Here is a 16,172-nt window from a genome sequence, read left to right on the forward strand (position 1 = left end):
TATTGCCCAAAAATTGATTATTTTTTAGACCAAAATTAAGAAAAACCTCATTTGGAGCAGAATTTTATGAAAAAGCAGTTGTTGGCCCTTTGCGCCGCCGCATTGATGGTTTCCGTTACCGGTTGTAACGATAAGATGGACCCGAACGATCCGCAGTCCGTGCGCAAGTACCTGACCAAACAGCAGATTGCCTTTACCCCGAACCAGTTTGTTTCTTACGCCGTGAATGGCGATACTGCCAAGATGACTCTCTTCTTGCAGGCTTCTTTCGAAATTGACGCTCCGGCTGACAACGGCAACAACGCCGTGGCTATCGCTGCCAACAAGGGCAACATGGTTGTGCTTAACTACTTGTTCGATCACGGTGCCAAGGCCGATGTGAAGAACGGCAACGGCGAAGCCGTGCTGGACAACGCCGTGATGATGGGCAACAAGGAAGTGGTGAACCGCCTCCTGACCCAGCTCAAGGCCGAAGGTGCTGAACCCCAGACTCTCGGTACCGCAGTTCTCCTCGCCGCCAAGACCGGCAAGGTCGACATGCTCGAAGTGCTCGCCGAAGCTGGCGCACCGCTGGATTCCCGTAGCGCTGACGGTTACCTCCCGATTCACTGGACCGTAAAGAACGGTAACTATGACGCCATGATGTTCCTCATCAACAAGGGTGTCGATGTGAACGCCAAGTGCGGTCAGGGCTACTCTGTGCTGGACTGGGCAACCAACGAAGGCTATACCCGTTTGATCAAGGCTTTGAAGAAGGCCGGTGCCAAGAATACTCCGCAGTACTTCAAGGATTCCAAGAAGTAATCTTTTTGGCGGAAAATACGCATTTTTCAAAAGAAACCGTGGTTTGATGGCCGCGGTTCTTTGTATTTTTCGCATATGAAATTTCATTTACTGACCAAGATATTCCTTTGCTTGAGCCTTGCGGGCGTTGTTTCGCAGGCGCAGGAAACGGTGGAAAGTGTTCGTCGCCAGATTAAGGCGGTGGAGGCTGAAACTGCCCGTGAAAAGTCGCTCCATGATGCCGAGAAAAAGCGCCATGCAGAATTTGTGGAAGTGGGCCGCAAGAAGGTGCAGGCCCTTGCGACTCAGAACAAGACCTTGAAGGCGGAAATCGATTCCCTGAAGGCGGAACTCCAGAATCTGGCCAGTGTTCGCCAGAAGTCCTTGGGCACCATCAAGTACTTTGAAAACCGTAAGGCAAAGTATGGTGAATCCCTGGCCTTGGTCATCGATTCCCTGGTTCCCGTATTTGAATCGGATTTCCCGTACCGCAACGAAGAAACCATCAAGAGCGTTCAAGAAATTGCAAGCCAGCTCCATAAGGGCTTGATTGAAGCCGATGACGGCTTGAACCGTGTACTGGAAGTTTTCTATGACCGCATTCGTCTGGGTTACACCACCGAAGTCTACAAGGGCTTTTTGCAGGTGGATGCCCGCAGCGTTCCCGGAACTTATTTGCGCTATGGTGCAGTCGCCTCCGTTTTCGTAAGCAACGATGGTAACGACGTTCTGTGGCTTGCACGGACTGCCGATGGCGGTTATGCCTGGAAAAACGTGTCTGACAACTTGACCATGCGTACCGTGCTCAAGGACGTGATGAAGGTGGCCGAAGGCAAGACTGCCCCGAGACTTGTCACCATTCCTGTGACGATTCCGAAGGAGGGCAAGTAAATGAGATGTGGAATGTGGAATGTGGAATGTAAAATGGGTGCATTCCTCTTGATTGTTGCTCTTGCTACTTTTGCCCCGGCTTCGTTTGCTCAGCAGAATGCCGATGTGGATGCTGTCAAGCAGCGTGCTGCATTGAATAGCGCCAAGGCCGATCTTGAAGAAGCTCGCAAAAAGCGCGACATGGCTGTAGCCGCCCGCTGGAAGGACCGCGAAACAGCCAACCAGGAACGCGAACTCTTTAACGAAAAGTATAACGAAAGCAAGGAAAAGGTGGACGCCCTGATGTCGGAACGAGCCCGCCTTTTCGAAGACGTGCGCGTTGCCCGCGAAGACTTGGCCCAGGTGAAACTTCAGGCTGAAAAGGCCCGTGCCGAATACTTGTCGCTGGCCGCTGGCCCCGAACGTCTTGAAACGCTTTCGAAATTCCAGGAACAGGGTATCCCGTTCAAGATTTCTGAACGTATCGAAGGCCTGAACAAGGTCAAGAAAGAAATGGGCCTTTACAGGGACGATCCCGTGCGCATTGCCCAGTCCATTTTGCATGCGGCTCGTGCAGAAATGGAATTTACCCGCGAAAGCGGTGTAGAGAAGGCTGAACTTGTGTTCGGAAAGTCTGTCGCTCAGGGTGATCGCATGCGCCTGGGTGGCCTCTTTGCCATGCAGATGGCAAATGCAGTCGATATCAACGGGTATCATCCGGCTGCCTTGATGCTCCCGGTGGCTGGTGAAAAGAAGCGTGTGTACAGCTGGCAAGAGAACCTGACTCCCGATACGAAGTCTGAAATCAGCAAGGCCTTTGCTGAAGCGATAGATTCCGCCTGCGTGATGGTCCCTGTGGATGTGCTCTTGAGTACGGAACTTTCTTCTGAAATGGCGAACCACCAGGAAACCACCTGGAAGGACGACCTGAGGGAATTCTTCAAGAACGGCGGCTTGCTGATGTATCCGCTGACGGTGCTCTTTGCGCTTGGTCTCTTGATTGCCTTGTGGCGCTTTATATGGCTTTCGATTAAGGGCTTTGGCCGTCTTTCGGCCCGTCGTGTCATCAAGGCCCTGAAGGCTGGCGATATCGAAGGCGCCCGCAAGTTGGCTGTGAAAACTCACGGTGAAGTCGGGAAGGTGCTGAAGACGGTGCTTACCAAGAATTACAATGACCGCGAAAGTGCAGAACGCGCTCTCGAAGAACTCTTCTCTGCCGAAGTTCCCAAGCTGGACTTTGGCCTGAACTGGATTTCCGTATTTGCTGCCGTTGCTCCTTTGCTGGGCCTTTTGGGTACGGTGATGGGTATGATCGAACTTTTCGATGTGATTACCATGCACGGTACTTCTGACCCGAAGCTTTTGGCTGGCGGTATTTCCATTGCCCTTGTCACGACGGAATCGGGCTTGATTGTGGCCATTCCCTTGCAGCTGATTCACACGTTCCTGGTCAACCGTTCCGAAGCCCTGCGCGGTCGTATGGAAAAGGCTGGCCTTGCCGTATTGAACGCCCTTTGGATTAAGGAAAAGTAGTGCCGCCGGTAGATCAAAATTCCGTACTCGAAGCCGCAATGGCTATCCTCTTTAGAGGTGGCTGGGTGCTTGCCCCGATTTTTGTGTTGGGGTGGTTCGGTTGGTTTTTGATGATCGAACGCTACGCCTACTACTTTATGCTGAGGGGCGGTACCGTAAACGGTGTCGATGGCGGATTCTGGAAGAATCTCGAAAAGAAGGGCGAAGACTTTGCCTTTGAAAAACTTTCGCGCCATCGTTTCGGATACTTCTATGCGCTAGCCCGTGATGTCCGTGCTTATCGCGATCAGGGGCCTGTCGCCGTTCGCAACGCCATGGAAGAAACCCGTCACCGCATCTCGTTGAATCTGTCCCGGTCGCTGAAGACGATTTCGACTTGCGCAGCCCTTTCTCCGATGCTTGGGCTCTTGGGCACGGTTTCGGGCATGGTCCATACATTTGAAAACATCAAGCTTTTTGGCTTTGGCAATCCGGTGCTTTTTGCCGACGGCATTTCCGAAGCCTTGCTTACGACCCAGGCGGGGCTCTTGATGTCCTTCCCGCTGATGCTTGCCTATAACTTCTTGGCGGGTCGCGTCGAAAAAATTGAAGAACTGGCTTGGAGCGAAGCGCTGAAGTTCGAAAGCTATGTTTTTAAAGAAGGAAAGTTTGAGGTCAAATAATGAGTTTTATTCGTAAACGAGTCCATGATACAGGAAAGATAGACGTGTCGCCGATGCTCGACTGCGTCTTTATCCTGCTTATCTTCTTTATTGTGACATCGACTTTCACCCGCGAAACCGGTGTAGATGTTACAAAGCCCAAGGCCAGTTCTGCAAAGGACTTGGCCAAGGAAAGCATTTTGATTGGCGTGACGCGCCAGGGCACGATTCACATTAACGAAACCCAGGTGAATCTTTCGACATTGAATACGGTACTTCGCCAGATGATGGCCGAAGCCCCGGATCGCCCGGTGATTATCGTGAGCGACCGCGATGCCCCTAACGGCGTGGTGGTGGACATTCTTGACGAATGCAACCTCGCCAAAGTCCGCAAAGTCTCCATTTCTGCAAATAAAGAAGAATAGCCCTCGCGAATATGCTTGATTTTGTTGGAAAATATCTCCGTTACCCGATTGCACTGGTGCTTTCCTTTGTGTTGAGCGCGGTATTTTTCCTTGCGATTCCTGTCATCAATGCTTTGATGTCTGATAAGGGCGTTAAAGGACAGAAGGAATTGGAGGCGGTTACCGAAGTGGAAGTCTTGGTGAGCGAAAAGAAGCCCGAAGTCAAGCAGAAGGTGATTCGTACCATTGTGAACCCGAACCCCTTCAAGATTTCTTCCAATATGGGCGTGTCCCGTAGCCAGAATTTCCAGATGGATTTGTCCCTTGCCCGCGGTGCCGCTGGCGATGGCGTGGCCGTAGGCACCGGCTCCATGGAAAACGTGGTGTACGAAGCGGGCGAAGTGGATGAACAGGCGCAGGTGTTGCGCGAAATCCAGCCCAAGTTCCCCGAAAAGGCGAAACGCATGGGTGTTTCGGGTTATGTGAAAGTCTTGATCGTGATTGACGTGTATGGCGATGTGGCCCAGGCGCAAGTGTTGACGCAGGATCCGCCAGGCTATGGATTTGATAACGAAGCTCTAAAAGCTGTAAGGCAGTGGAAGTTTAGCCCGGCTCAGTTGGGCGGTTTCCCCGTGGCACAAAAGGCCACAAAGGAGTTCCGTTTTGTTAACTAGAATCTCTTTTGTCTTATTGTTGCTTTTGGCCGTTGTTTCGCAGGCTGCTGAAGATTATTTCTTCAAGGCCAACGAGCTTTACGACCAGGGAAAGTTTAAAGAGGCCGTGCCGCTGTACCGTGCGGCGATTGATGAAGGCCGTTACGAACCTTTTGCCTGGTTCAACTTGGGCAATGCCATGGTGCAGCTGGATCGTAAGCAGGTGGCCATGGTGGCTTACAAGCGTACGGTGGAACTTTTGCCCACCTTTGAAAAAGCCTGGATGCTCCTAGGCGACCTTTACTACTTGGGTGGCGATGTGGGCGAGGCCATTGCTGCTTACAATCGCGCCATTGAACTGGGCGTGGAATCGGACCACGTGCATTTTGCGCTGGCGGAATGCTATTTGAAGGGGCGCGACTGGACCCTTGCTCAGAAGAATTTTGAACGAGCCCTGCAACTGAACCCAGACCGTATGGATGCGTGGTACGGCCTTGCTGAAGTCTACGAAAAGCTGGGCGATTACGAGTATGCCATCAAGACGCTCCAGAATGCGCTCCAGATGACGGCTACTGCCGGCGCCGATGTGCATTTTACCATGGCTTACTATTACCGCAGCATGGATTCTACGAGGCAGTCCTTGAACGAAATGGAAAACGGCATCTTGATGGATCCGGAAAACGTTTCTGCCCGTCGTTATCTGGCCCAGATGTATGTGCAGAATAATTCGCCGTGGATGGCAATTTTCACTCTGGAAGAAGGCTTGCGCCACAATAAGGGCAAGGCGGACTTGAACCTGGATTTAGGACAAATTTACTTTACCCAGAAACGCTACGATGAAGCTTTTGACTGCTACATGAAGGCGTGGGTAGCTGGGAATTCCCAAGGGCGCATCGGTGCCGAGAACGTGGGCCATGTGTTCTCCAATGCAGGCGATACCGAAAAAGCGGAAAGCCTGTACAAGCGCATTCGCGAGAAAAAATAGAATGTTCTCAGTGGTGTAGCGCTTGCTTTTACTTGTTGTCATATATGCGGCTTTTATCGGCTTAGGCCTCCCAGATACTGTGCTGGGGGCGGCTTGGCCCTTGATGCAGCTGGACTTGAATGCGCCCCTTTCGGCGGCGGGATTCTTGTCGATTATCGTAAGCATCGGTACCATCATTTCGAGTCTCTGGACGCCTACGCTGCTTCGCCTCATGGGAACGGGTAAGCTGGTGTTCGTGAGCATTGCCCTTACGGCTGTGGCTTCTTTCGGTTACGGCTTTTCTACCGCGTTTTGGATGATGTGCCTGTTTGCCATTCCCATGGGAATCGGGGCGGGCGCCATCGATGTGTCGCTGAATAATTTTGCGGCCATTCATTTGGAATCTAAACATACCAGCTGGCTGCATGCCAGTTGGGGTGTGGGCGCATGCCTGGGCCCGGCGCTGTTTTCGCTTTCTGTGTTTACGGGTGTGGGGTGGCGTGGCGCTTACGATATGGTGGCCTTGCTGCTGTTGATTATTGCGGTCATGACGCTGGTGACATTTCCGGTCTGGAAAAAGATGGAACGCCAGGGAATATCGAATCAGGTGGCTGCACCCAAAGAGATTTCGCTGAGGGACGCCTTGCGGGTGCCGGGAATGAAACTTTCATTCTGGGTGTTCTTCTTTTATTCTTCCCTTGAAATTTCCACCAGCCTCTGGTGCGGTACTTACTTGGTGGCCCGCGGCTTCGAGCCTGAAATTGGGGCGCTGGCGGTTTCGCTGATGTTTGCGAGCGTGATGGTGGGCCGCATTCTGAGTGGATTTTTCGCCATCAAGTTTACGGACATGCGCTTGGTGCATGCGGGCATTTTCATTGTGGTGTTGGGTTGCTTTGTGCTGGTGTTGCCGCTCCCGCTTTGGTTTACGCCGGTTTGTATTTGCCTGCTGGGGCTTGGTTGTGCGCCGGTGTATCCGTCCTTGATTCATGCAACGCCTGCACGCTTTGGCGAAGAACTTTCAGGGCGCGCCATCAGCATTCAAATGGCGGGCTCTTATGTGGGCTCTGTCTTGATGCCGCCGACTTTTGGAATTGTGGCAAGTAAGCTCTCCGTGATTGTGTGGCCGGTGGCCTTGGCCTTGTTTGTGGGCTGCCTGCTGCTTTGCGTATTTTTGCTTGATTATGTAACCCGCAAAAAGTGGAAGAATGCTTTTGCCGCCGAACGAATCAGGGATGTTTTGCATCAGGTAGAGGCGATGGCGGAACTTCGCCGCAAGCTCCGTAAGGAGCGCCGTCGCGAACGCCGTAAAAACAAGCTGAAACAAGCGCGAATCAAACGGAAGCTGGACCGGCATTAAATACGGCCGACGTCTTTTTTCTAAATTTACCGCCATGGCAAAGAAGAAAAAGATTTGGAAATCTCCGGCCATGGCACAGGCCATGCGCAGTAAAGAAGACAAGCTCCGCGATACCCTCACGCAGATTGTGAGTGGACAGAGCAGACTTTTAAATCGCCCCGAAGACTTGTACGAGGCCATTGCAAACGGCATTGACGATATTGAAAACTTCAAGAACCCGAAGGACCAGCTGGAACTTTTGGCTTGGACCTTGCGTGCCGACTTTATTTCCTTCAAGGCCGATACCGACGAAGAAAAGGAATATTGGGACAACCTGTTCTATGATGCTGGCACCTTCTTTGTAGAACTTGCAACGCAGTACGACGACAAGAATTACGTGGCTGACTTGGTACACGATTTGGCCATGCGTCATGTGGGCGGCGAGGGCCGTTCCGTGGTGTTCTTGAGCATCGAAGAATTCCTGCCCAAGGAACGTGCTCAGGCCTTGCTTGAAGAATTGATCAACAAGGTCACCGAAGTGGACCAGGGCAACCGCGAAGATATTCTGGATGCCATTTGCGATATGGCAGATTCCATCAAGGATGCCGCAAACTTTGCGAAGGCTGCTCTCCTCAAGGACCCGGACAAGAGCAACGCAACGCTCATTGACATTGCCAACGCCCAGTTTATGGCAGGCAACATCGAACTGGCCAAGCAGTGGCTCGGCGATGTACGCAACCCCGGTTCCGAAGACGAAGAGGCTTACTTGGATTTGCAGGCAGCCATTGCCGACAAGGAAGGCCGCAAGTCCGATTGCCTCAAGATTGCACGCACCCTGTATGAAACCTTCCCGAAGGTCATTAACCTCGGGCGTTTGGTGGCATTCTTGCCAGAAGCCGAAGCAGACCGTGCCCTCAAGGAACATGAACAGTTCCGTAACGGCAATACCGCCAACTTGGAATTTATGCAGTTGCTCGCCGGCATGAAGCGTTACGAACAGCTTTCGGGCTACGTAGATCGCTACGAGAAGGATTTGACGACCCTCGATGCCGAAGAATTGACTGAATTTGCTGACGCCATCGAAAAGGACGGCCAGAAGGCTCTTGCCGACCACATTCGCGACTGGATTGTGGAAGAACCGGAAGATGCCCAGGCATTTGACGACAAGGACTAGATTTTGATGGCGGTTTCGGCTAAGGTGTATTTGATTGGCGCAGGTCCCGGCGACCCTGGACTCTTGACCCTTCGCGGTAAAGAAATTCTGGAATGCGCCGACGTGGTGGTGTATGACCGCCTGGTTTCGCCGGCCATTCTCGGGATGTGCAATCCGAAGGCAAAGATGGTGGACGTAGGCAAAATGCCGACGCACCATAAGGTGAAACAATCCGAAATCAACAAGCTCTTAGTGCAGTTTGCCAAAGAAAATCCGGCGGGCGTTATTGCACGCTTGAAGGGTGGCGACCCGTTCGTGTTCGGTCGCGGCGGCGAAGAAGCTTTGGAACTTGTAGATGCCGGCGTGGAATTCGAAGTGGTTCCGGGCATTACCTCGGCAATCTCGGTGCCTGCTTACGCGGGCATTCCCGTGAGCCATCGTGGAATCGCTACCAGCTTCCATATTATCACTGGCCACGAACGAAATGTCATTCTGGAGCCGCAGGCGACGGAATCCATACATTCCCAGCAGGAACCTGTTGGTTTAGATTTTTCTGCCCTCGCGCATTGTCCCGGTACCCTCATTTTCTTGATGGGCATTGCCAACATGGATTTTATTGCCAAGCGCCTCATGGAATGCGGCAAGGATCCGAAGACTCCTTTGGCTTTTATCGAAAAAGGAACCACGCCGTACCAGCGTACCGTTATGGCGACGCTTGAAACGGCAGGGGAGACCATTGTCCGCGAAAACGTGACGGCGCCCGCGATTACGATTATGGGCGGCGTTGTGGAACTCGGCAAGACTCTCGCTTGGAAAAAGAATTTGCCGCTGTCGGGCAAGCGCCTGGTGGTGACTCGCGCTGCCAAGCAGGCCAGCGGAATTACCGCCCGCCTCACAGCCCTCGGTGCCGAAGTCATCGAGACTCCGATGATTGAAACTCGAGACGTCATTGCGAGCACCGATGGTGCGAAGCAATCCACTTCAGTAGATTTCAACGATTTGAAAAACTTCAATCTTCTCGCTTTCACCAGCACCAATGGCGTCGAAAGTTTCTTCAAGCAGTTGCTGGCCTCTGGCCGCGACATTCGTGAACTCGCTGGCAAAAAGATTGCGAGCGTCGGCAAGATTACCGAAAAGAAGTTGCTGGAATACGGCATCCGCTGCGACTATGTGCCCGAAGACCACACCGGTGAAGGCCTCGGAAAGCTTCTTGCTGAAAAATGCGCTGTCGGCGAACTGGAAGAATCCCGCATCTTGCTGCTGCAGGGGAATCTCGCAGACGATACCCTCTTGAAACTCCTGCCGAAGGCGGTGCGTTGGGTTGTTTACGAGACGCTCCCGGTGGCGGAATTGCCCGATTGGAAACGCGAAGCAGTTGAAGGAGCCGATGCGGTAGTCTTTGCCAGTACCAGCGCCGTCGAGAATTATGTCAAGGTAGCCTCTGTTCCGCATCTGTCGTTCTGCATTGGCCGCATGACAGAATCTGCAGCCAAGAATCACGGCTTTGAAACCGTCACTTCCGATGAAACCACCATGGATTCGCTGGCGAAGAAAATTGTGGAATATTACTCGGCATGGGAGCGCGCATAATGAAAGCTATCCTCATCATTGCGCACCATTGCATTTTGCCCGGAGCCTACAAAGGCTTCGAAGAAATCTTGGATAAGTTGCATCACGACTTGCCGGGAACTCGCGTGGCAAGCACCAGCCTCTTGGATTTGGAAAATGACCTGCGCACTTTGCTCCGCGAAGATGTGGAATCGGTAACCCTCTTGCCGTTCTTGCTGTTGAATGGTCAGCATGCCAAGAACGATGTCCCCCGCGTGGTGGCGAAACTCCAGGCCGAATTCCCGCAGATTCCGATTACCTTGTTGCCTTGTCTTGGCGACTGGAAGGCTTTTTCGAACATGGTTGTTTCTGGCCTTCGCTCGGCTCAGAACCAAAGTGAAAATGCCAATGCCAGCGTAACGAAATCGGCTACCTCGCAAAATCATTCCCTGTTCTCCATCGAACTCAATCTCGATGGCCGTAACGTGCTGGTGGTGGGCGGTGGCCGAATTGCCCTACGCAAGGTGAAAACTCTATTGCCTACGGGTGCTCGCATTACCGTTGTGGCTCCGCAGTTCGATCCGGAATTCCAGAAGTTTGCTTCGCCGTCGGTCATCTTGCTTCCTCGGCCATACGCCACCGACGATTTGCGCGGTGTCTTTATGGTCTTCATATGCACCGATAAGCCGGCCGTTAATGCCCAGGTTTCAAACGATGCCCGAGCCCGCCGCATTCTGGTGAACAATGCCTGCGATTACTTGGATGGCGATTTCATTGTGCCCGCCCGCATGGATTTCGGTGAAAATATTGCCGTAACGGTCTCCACGCAGGGCCGCGCCCCCTCGCTCGCCAAAAAGCTTAAGCAGAAAATCCAGACCGAATGGGCCGAAGGCCTTGAACAGATTGAGCAAAGTTTCAACAAATAAGCCGTTTTCTCCTAAAATAGATTACTGATAAACAGATTTTATTCCAAACAGGAATATGAATTTGTTTAAAAAAGCTATTTTGTACAAAAATTAACAAGGATCGTAATATGAAGAAGTTAATAATCCTAGCCATGGCAATCTCTATGGCTTTAATGATTGGTTGTGGCGACGATTCTTCCGGCTCTCCAACGGGAGTGCTATTCTCTCAAGAATCGGTTAAGGCATTCTTTCCGACAGGCTACAAGACCGAAGATGTCGTGGCTTGGTATGCATCTGATGTGGAGACTACCAGTGACGGTGGAATAACAGAGACGGAAGTGGAAGCTGTTTATCTGTTCAAGGATGGCTCCTTTATTGCTACCGAAAGCAGTCTGAAAGTGAAGTCGTCGAATAACGCCAAGACGTTTTCGAATGAAGTTGCCGCTGTAGGTACATGGTCTGGTTCCATGGACGATTTCGCAAACGGATCATTCACGATTACTTTCGATATAGATGGTATAGAGGTTACATGGCCTATTGAGGTTGCAAATGGTTCCATGACGATTTCTCCCGAAGGGGATAGCTCCGTGACCTTCAAGTTGCAGTCTTCTACGGTGCCGACACCGACCGAAGCCGGTGAAATTGTCGAAAAGGGTGACGCCAGCACGAAATCTTCGAAGACCAATGATTCTGATAATGACTATGAAGATCATTATGGATCGGAAAGTTCTTCTACCTCTTGCAGGGTTGTTACTAGCGATAATTCGGTGAAAGTGATAACATCCATAGCGGGTTATACCACTACTACTGTCTATTCTCTTATGGATGATGGGTACAGAATAACCGCTGAAGGATTTGGAGCTGAAGATTTTGAACCGGTGGATGTTCCATTCCTGATTACCATGGATGAATTGATACAGTCGGGCAATGAGATTTGCGACCTAATGAATTCCGAGAACTAGTTTTTTAAATTAAAAATGTTTACAGAAAATCCAGCTTTTGGGCTGGATTTTTGTTATAATTAAGAATGGAGGTGAAAATATGATTATCCGTCCGCGTCGTTTACGCAAGAATGAAACCATTCGCAATATGGTGGCAGAAACTGCCGTCAATCCCGACACCCTCGTTTACCCCATGTTCGTGGTAGAAGGGGAATGTGTCAAAGAACCGATTCCCTCGATGCCGGGACAGTTCCGTTTTTCTATTGACGAAATCTTGAAGGAATTGGAAAGCTGCGTTGCATTGGGACTCAAGTCCGTTTTGCTTTTCGGCATTCCCAGTTACAAGGATGAAATGGCGTCTTCCGCTTATGACGATGACGGAATCGTGCAGCGTGCGGTACGCTCCATCAAGGCGAAATTCCCGGATTTATACGTGATAACCGACGTGTGTCTTTGCGAATACATGAGCCACGGTCACTGCGGCATTGTCAAGGAAGACGGTGATGTGGATAATGACCCGACGCTGGAACTGTTGGCAAAGACCGCTCTGTCCCATGCGGAAGCCGGTGCCGATATGGTGGCTCCTTCCGATATGATGGATGGCCGCGTTGCCGCCATTCGTGAAAAATTGGATGAGAACGGGTACCAGAACCTGCCGATTATGGCCTATAGCGCCAAGTTTGCAAGCGCCTATTATGGTCCTTTCCGTGATGCGGCTGATTCGGCACCGCACTTCGGCAACCGCAAGAGTTACCAGATGGATGTCCGCAACGGCCGCGAAGCCTTGCGTGAAGTTGAACTGGACATTGAAGAAGGGGCCGATATTGTAATGGTGAAGCCTGGACTTGCCTTCTTGGATGTTCTATGCCATACTGCCGAAATAAGCAATGTTCCCGTGGCGGTCTACAATGTTAGTGGCGAATATTCCATGGTAAAGGCAGCCGCAATGGCGGGTTGGATCGATGAAAATGCCATTATCCGCGAAAATTTGTTGGCATTTAAGCGCTCTGGAGCCGATATTATTATCACCTACCATGCCAAGGAAGCCCTGGAAAAGGGACTGGTTTCCTAACTTGTTTGTAATGTAAAAAATACTTTTACACACTTTTGTGATAATAAATTAATTTTTTTGTGCTTTTTGCGTAAAAAAGAGTTATATTTCACTGTGTCAATAATGACACACATAAATCACATTATGGAGAATAAAATGAAAAAGCTTATGATCCTTGCCGCTCTCGGTACTGCTGCTCTCTTCACTGCTTGCGGTGATGACTCTTCCTCTTCGCCGTCTGACGGTTGCACTGTTTCCAGCGATGAAACCTCTGTAACTCAGGATTGGACCTTTGCTGGTGTGACCGGTAAGACTGTTTGGAAAATCGATGGTGACAACGTTGTTGTCACTATGGATCCGGCTCCGGAAAATGGTGAAGCAACGTCTACCCTGCCTAAGGGTGATACGACTATTGAAACCTTGAAGGCTACTGCTCAGGCTCAGTGCGATGCAATGAACAATCCGGACGCTATTCCGGCAGAATAATCGTTTCTTAAACGAATTCGATTTTAGAGAATCCGACCTTCGGGCCGGATTTTCTATTTTTGGGCCATGAATCATTCTCTGAGCGAAAAACTTTTTGCCGAAGCCAAGGGCCTGATGCCGGGCGGCGTGAATAGCCCGGTGCGTGCCTATAGCAATGTGGGGGCTACCCCTCCGTTTATCAAGCGAGCCAAGGGCAGCCACATTTACGATGTGGATGGTAACGATTACATCGACTACGTGGGCAGCTGGGGTCCTATGCTTTTGGGCCATGCTCACGATGCCGTGATTAATGCTGTCGCAGAAACCGCAAAGAATGGTCTAAGTTTTGGCGCTCCCTGCGGCTTGGAATCGGAGTTGGCGAAGCTGGTCATGGACTTGGTTCCCAGCGTCGAGATGATTCGCATGGTGAATAGCGGTACCGAAGCCACCATGAGTGCAATCCGTGCGGCGCGTGGTTTCACGGGCCGCGACAAGATTGTCAAGTTTGAAGGTTGCTACCACGGCCATAGCGATAGCTTGTTGATCAAGGCGGGCTCGGGGATGCTTACCACCGGTAAGCCGAGCAGCAAAGGCGTGCCGGCGGACCTTGCTAAATACACGCTGACGCTCTCGTACAATGACGTGGCCGGCGTTCATGAATTGTTCGATAAGATTGGCGACGAAATTGCGGGCGTCATTGTAGAACCCGTGGCCGGCAATATGGGTGTGGTGCCCGCAAAGCCGGAATTCTTGAAGGCTCTTTCCGAAGAAACCAAGAAGCATGGCGCTTTGCTCATTGTCGATGAAGTCATGACGGGTTTCCGCGTAGGCATCCATTGCGCGCAGGGCTTGTACGGAATCAAGCCGGACCTGACCACCTTCGGCAAGATTATCGGCGGCGGTATGCCGGTAGGCGCTTATGGCGGCCGCCTGGATGTGATGCAGCAGATTGCTCCCCTCGGCGGAATTTACCAGGCTGGAACGCTGTCGGGTAACCCAGTGGCTATGGCCTCGGGCCTTGCCACCATGCGCGAACTGAAGGCTCACCCTGAATACTACAAGCACGCCGAAGCGATGACCACGCGCTTGCTCGCGGGTCTGAAGGACGCGGCAGCTGCGGCAGGGAAGACGATTTCTACCAACCAGGTGGGTTCCATGGGCTGTATCTTCTTTACCGAAGGTCCCGTGGAATGCTTTGCCGATGTGCAAAAGTCCGACTTGGAACTGTTCCGTCGCTACTTCCTCGGCATGCTGGACGAAGGCATTTACCTGGCACCCAGCCAGTTTGAGGCGATTTTCGTGAGTGCGGCCCATACCGAAGCGGATATTGACCGAACCGTTGAAGCCGCCCGCAAGGTTTTCAAGTCCCTGTAATTTCTATTTTTGAAAACACATGACGACTCCCGAAGGGAGGTCGCTGTTTTAAAGAGGATTAAATGATTGTATCTTGGATGACCACCAACAAGTGTAACTTGACTTGCAAGCATTGCTATCAGGATGCGGGCGAGAACAAGTCAGCCGAACTCACGACCGCCGAAGCCCTGAAGCTGATTGACGAAATCGCGAAGGCGGGATTCAAGATCATGATTTTCAGTGGTGGCGAACCCATGACCCGCCCGGACATCGTGGAATTGGTGGCTCATGCCTCTAGCAAGGGACTGCGCCCGGTGTTTGGCACCAACGGTACCCTTATTACCCATGATTTGGCTTTCGAACTCAAGAAGGCCGGTGCCATGGCCATGGGCATCAGCATCGATAGCATCGACCATGACCGCCATAACGAATTTCGCGGCCTTCCGAATGCATTTGAACTCACCATGATGGGTATCGAAAACTGCAAGGCCGCAGGACTCCCGTTCCAGATTCATACGACTATCATGGACTGGAACCAGAATGAAATTTTTGACATCATGGACTGGGTCAAGGAAATCGGTGCCGTCAACCACCAGATATTCTTCCTGATTCCTGTGGGTCGTGGCAAGGAAATTGAAGGCCATGCTCTCCGCGTCGCCGAATACGAAGGCTTGCTCCGCAAGATTATGGAAAAGAGCCGTACGTTGGGCATTCCCGTGAAGCCCACTTGCGCGCCCCAGTTCTTGCGCATCGCCGACCAGTTGGATATCAAGACCCGCTACAGTCGTGGCTGCCTCGCTGGCCTCGATTACTGCATCATCAGCCCCATCGGCAAGGTGCGCCCCTGCGCCTACATGATGGAAGAAGCGGGCGATGTGCACGACACGCCTTTCGACGAAATTTGGGCGAACGCCGAAATCTTCAAGAAGCTCCGCACCAAGGCCTACGCCGGTGCTTGCGGCAAGTGCAAGTTCAATGACCGCTGCGGCGGTTGCCGTGCCCGTGCCGCCTATTACCACGACGGCGACTACATGCAAGAAGACTCTTATTGCGCTTACGGGAGAGGCCTGTGAGTTTTACCGCCGAAGACGAAAAATTCATGCGCATGGCGCTTCGCGAAGCGGAGAAGGCTTTTGATGAAAAGGAAATCCCCATTGGTTGCGTCATCGTGAAAGATGGGGTGGTTATCGGTAAGGGCCATAACCAGATTGAAATGCTCAAGGATGCCACCGCCCATGCCGAAATTTTGTCTATCGGGACCGCTGCCAGCAGCCTCGAAAACTGGCGCTTGGATGGTTGTACTTTGTATGTAACGCTGGAACCTTGCCCCATGTGTGCGGGAGCCATTCTCAATAGCCGTATTTCCCGTGTGGTCTACGGTTCCCCGGATACCCGTTTTGGCGGTTGTGGTACCACTATCGACGTGATTTCGAATAACGCGCTCAAGCGTGAAGTCGAAGTGGTGGGAGGTCTCCTGGCCGACGAATGTCTGGGTATTTTAAAGGCTTTTTTCCAGAAAATGCGCCTTGAAAAGGGTGATTCTGGAAATAAGGGAATTAGTTAATACTATAT

At 51.7% G+C, this 16,172-nt stretch carries 17 protein-coding genes; all 17 read left to right on the top strand.

The genetic code is table 11. The annotated features are described in order from the left end of the window. Positions 1-66: 66 nt before the first annotated feature. Positions 67-804 (top strand): ankyrin repeat domain-containing protein, encoded by a 738-nt coding sequence (locus ACJMNB_RS13125; RefSeq protein WP_405343217.1) that lies wholly within the window; start codon positions 67-69, stop codon positions 802-804. Between the two features lie 75 nt (positions 805-879). Then, positions 880-1,674, top strand: coding sequence for a DUF3450 family protein (locus ACJMNB_RS13130; protein ID WP_405343219.1), 795 nt, complete (start codon positions 880-882; stop codon positions 1,672-1,674). Continuing rightward, the gene (locus ACJMNB_RS13135; protein ID WP_405343221.1) at positions 1,675-3,186 is read left to right on the top strand and encodes a MotA/TolQ/ExbB proton channel family protein; all 1,512 of its coding nucleotides are present in this window, start codon (positions 1,675-1,677) and stop codon (positions 3,184-3,186) included. 38 nt (positions 3,187-3,224) lie between these two features. Continuing rightward, positions 3,225-3,848, top strand: coding sequence for a MotA/TolQ/ExbB proton channel family protein (locus ACJMNB_RS13140; RefSeq protein WP_405343223.1), 624 nt, complete (start codon positions 3,225-3,227; stop codon positions 3,846-3,848). Next, positions 3,848-4,252 carry a biopolymer transporter ExbD gene (locus ACJMNB_RS13145; protein WP_088657171.1) on the top strand — a complete coding sequence of 135 codons (405 nt, stop codon included), beginning with the start codon at positions 3,848-3,850 and terminating at the stop codon, positions 4,250-4,252. The genes ACJMNB_RS13140 and ACJMNB_RS13145 overlap by 1 nt, the downstream gene beginning before the upstream one ends. A gap of 11 nt (positions 4,253-4,263) precedes the next feature. Continuing rightward, on the top strand, positions 4,264-4,905 hold the full coding sequence (locus ACJMNB_RS13150; protein ID WP_405343225.1) for a TonB family protein: 642 nt from the start codon (positions 4,264-4,266) through the stop codon (positions 4,903-4,905). Then, the gene (locus ACJMNB_RS13155; protein ID WP_405343227.1) at positions 4,895-5,869 is read left to right on the top strand and encodes a tetratricopeptide repeat protein; all 975 of its coding nucleotides are present in this window, start codon (positions 4,895-4,897) and stop codon (positions 5,867-5,869) included. The genes ACJMNB_RS13150 and ACJMNB_RS13155 overlap by 11 nt, the downstream gene beginning before the upstream one ends. Positions 5,870-5,891: 22 nt before the next feature. Continuing rightward, entirely contained in the window at positions 5,892-7,205 is a 1,314-nt protein-coding gene (locus tag ACJMNB_RS13160) for an MFS transporter (protein ID WP_405343229.1), read from the top strand. Positions 7,206-7,239: 34 nt separating this feature from the next. Continuing rightward, positions 7,240-8,358, top strand: coding sequence for a hypothetical protein (locus tag ACJMNB_RS13165; RefSeq protein ID WP_405343231.1), 1,119 nt, complete (start codon positions 7,240-7,242; stop codon positions 8,356-8,358). A gap of 6 nt (positions 8,359-8,364) precedes the next feature. Further along, the gene (cobA, locus tag ACJMNB_RS13170; RefSeq protein WP_405343233.1) at positions 8,365-9,927 is read left to right on the top strand and encodes a uroporphyrinogen-III C-methyltransferase; all 1,563 of its coding nucleotides are present in this window, start codon (positions 8,365-8,367) and stop codon (positions 9,925-9,927) included. Then, positions 9,927-10,811: an NAD(P)-dependent oxidoreductase gene (locus tag ACJMNB_RS13175; RefSeq protein ID WP_405343235.1), complete on the top strand. Its 885-nt coding sequence runs from the start codon at positions 9,927-9,929 to the stop codon at positions 10,809-10,811. Before cobA ends, ACJMNB_RS13175 begins: the two co-directional genes overlap by 1 nt. A 107-nt stretch (positions 10,812-10,918) precedes the next feature. Then, positions 10,919-11,752, top strand: a complete 834-nt coding sequence (locus tag ACJMNB_RS13180; protein WP_405343237.1) for a hypothetical protein — start codon at positions 10,919-10,921, stop codon at positions 11,750-11,752. A 79-nt stretch (positions 11,753-11,831) separates the two neighbouring features. Beyond that, on the top strand, positions 11,832-12,803 hold the full coding sequence (hemB, locus tag ACJMNB_RS13185) for a porphobilinogen synthase (protein ID WP_405343239.1): 972 nt from the start codon (positions 11,832-11,834) through the stop codon (positions 12,801-12,803). Positions 12,804-12,938: 135 nt separating this feature from the next. After that, the gene (locus ACJMNB_RS13190) at positions 12,939-13,268 is read left to right on the top strand and encodes a hypothetical protein (protein WP_405343241.1); all 330 of its coding nucleotides are present in this window, start codon (positions 12,939-12,941) and stop codon (positions 13,266-13,268) included. Positions 13,269-13,334: 66 nt separating this feature from the next. Then, complete coding sequence (gene hemL / locus ACJMNB_RS13195; protein ID WP_405343243.1) at positions 13,335-14,621, top strand: glutamate-1-semialdehyde 2,1-aminomutase; 1,287 nt, start codon at positions 13,335-13,337, stop codon at positions 14,619-14,621. 62 nt (positions 14,622-14,683) lie between these two features. Then, a complete protein-coding gene (gene nirJ2, locus ACJMNB_RS13200) occupies positions 14,684-15,673 on the top strand; it encodes a putative heme d1 biosynthesis radical SAM protein NirJ2 (protein ID WP_405343245.1) in 990 nt (329 codons plus the stop codon). Then, on the top strand, positions 15,670-16,164 hold the full coding sequence (gene tadA, locus ACJMNB_RS13205; protein WP_405343247.1) for a tRNA adenosine(34) deaminase TadA: 495 nt from the start codon (positions 15,670-15,672) through the stop codon (positions 16,162-16,164). Before nirJ2 ends, tadA begins: the two co-directional genes overlap by 4 nt. Positions 16,165-16,172 lie beyond the last annotated feature (8 nt).

This window comes from Fibrobacter sp. (genome assembly GCF_045131395.1).
GTDB lineage: Bacteria > Fibrobacterota > Fibrobacteria > Fibrobacterales > Fibrobacteraceae > Fibrobacter.

Bases quoted from the DNA above. Each gene is read 5' to 3' on its own strand.
- ACJMNB_RS13125 (WP_405343217.1), top strand. From the start codon at position 67: ATGAAAAAGCAGTTGTTGGCCCTTTGCGCCGCCGCATTGATGGTTTCC.
- ACJMNB_RS13130 (WP_405343219.1), top strand. From the start codon at position 880: ATGAAATTTCATTTACTGACCAAGATATTCCTTTGCTTGAGCCTTGCG.
- ACJMNB_RS13135 (WP_405343221.1), top strand. From the start codon at position 1,675: ATGAGATGTGGAATGTGGAATGTGGAATGTAAAATGGGTGCATTCCTC.
- ACJMNB_RS13140 (WP_405343223.1), top strand. From the start codon at position 3,225: ATGGCTATCCTCTTTAGAGGTGGCTGGGTGCTTGCCCCGATTTTTGTG.
- ACJMNB_RS13145 (WP_088657171.1), top strand. From the start codon at position 3,848: ATGAGTTTTATTCGTAAACGAGTCCATGATACAGGAAAGATAGACGTG.
- ACJMNB_RS13150 (WP_405343225.1), top strand. From the start codon at position 4,264: ATGCTTGATTTTGTTGGAAAATATCTCCGTTACCCGATTGCACTGGTG.
- ACJMNB_RS13165 (WP_405343231.1), top strand. From the start codon at position 7,240: ATGGCAAAGAAGAAAAAGATTTGGAAATCTCCGGCCATGGCACAGGCC.
- cobA (WP_405343233.1), top strand. From the start codon at position 8,365: ATGGCGGTTTCGGCTAAGGTGTATTTGATTGGCGCAGGTCCCGGCGAC.
- ACJMNB_RS13175 (WP_405343235.1), top strand. From the start codon at position 9,927: ATGAAAGCTATCCTCATCATTGCGCACCATTGCATTTTGCCCGGAGCC.
- ACJMNB_RS13180 (WP_405343237.1), top strand. From the start codon at position 10,919: ATGAAGAAGTTAATAATCCTAGCCATGGCAATCTCTATGGCTTTAATG.
- hemB (WP_405343239.1), top strand. From the start codon at position 11,832: ATGATTATCCGTCCGCGTCGTTTACGCAAGAATGAAACCATTCGCAAT.
- ACJMNB_RS13190 (WP_405343241.1), top strand. From the start codon at position 12,939: ATGAAAAAGCTTATGATCCTTGCCGCTCTCGGTACTGCTGCTCTCTTC.
- hemL (WP_405343243.1), top strand. From the start codon at position 13,335: ATGAATCATTCTCTGAGCGAAAAACTTTTTGCCGAAGCCAAGGGCCTG.
- nirJ2 (WP_405343245.1), top strand. From the start codon at position 14,684: ATGATTGTATCTTGGATGACCACCAACAAGTGTAACTTGACTTGCAAG.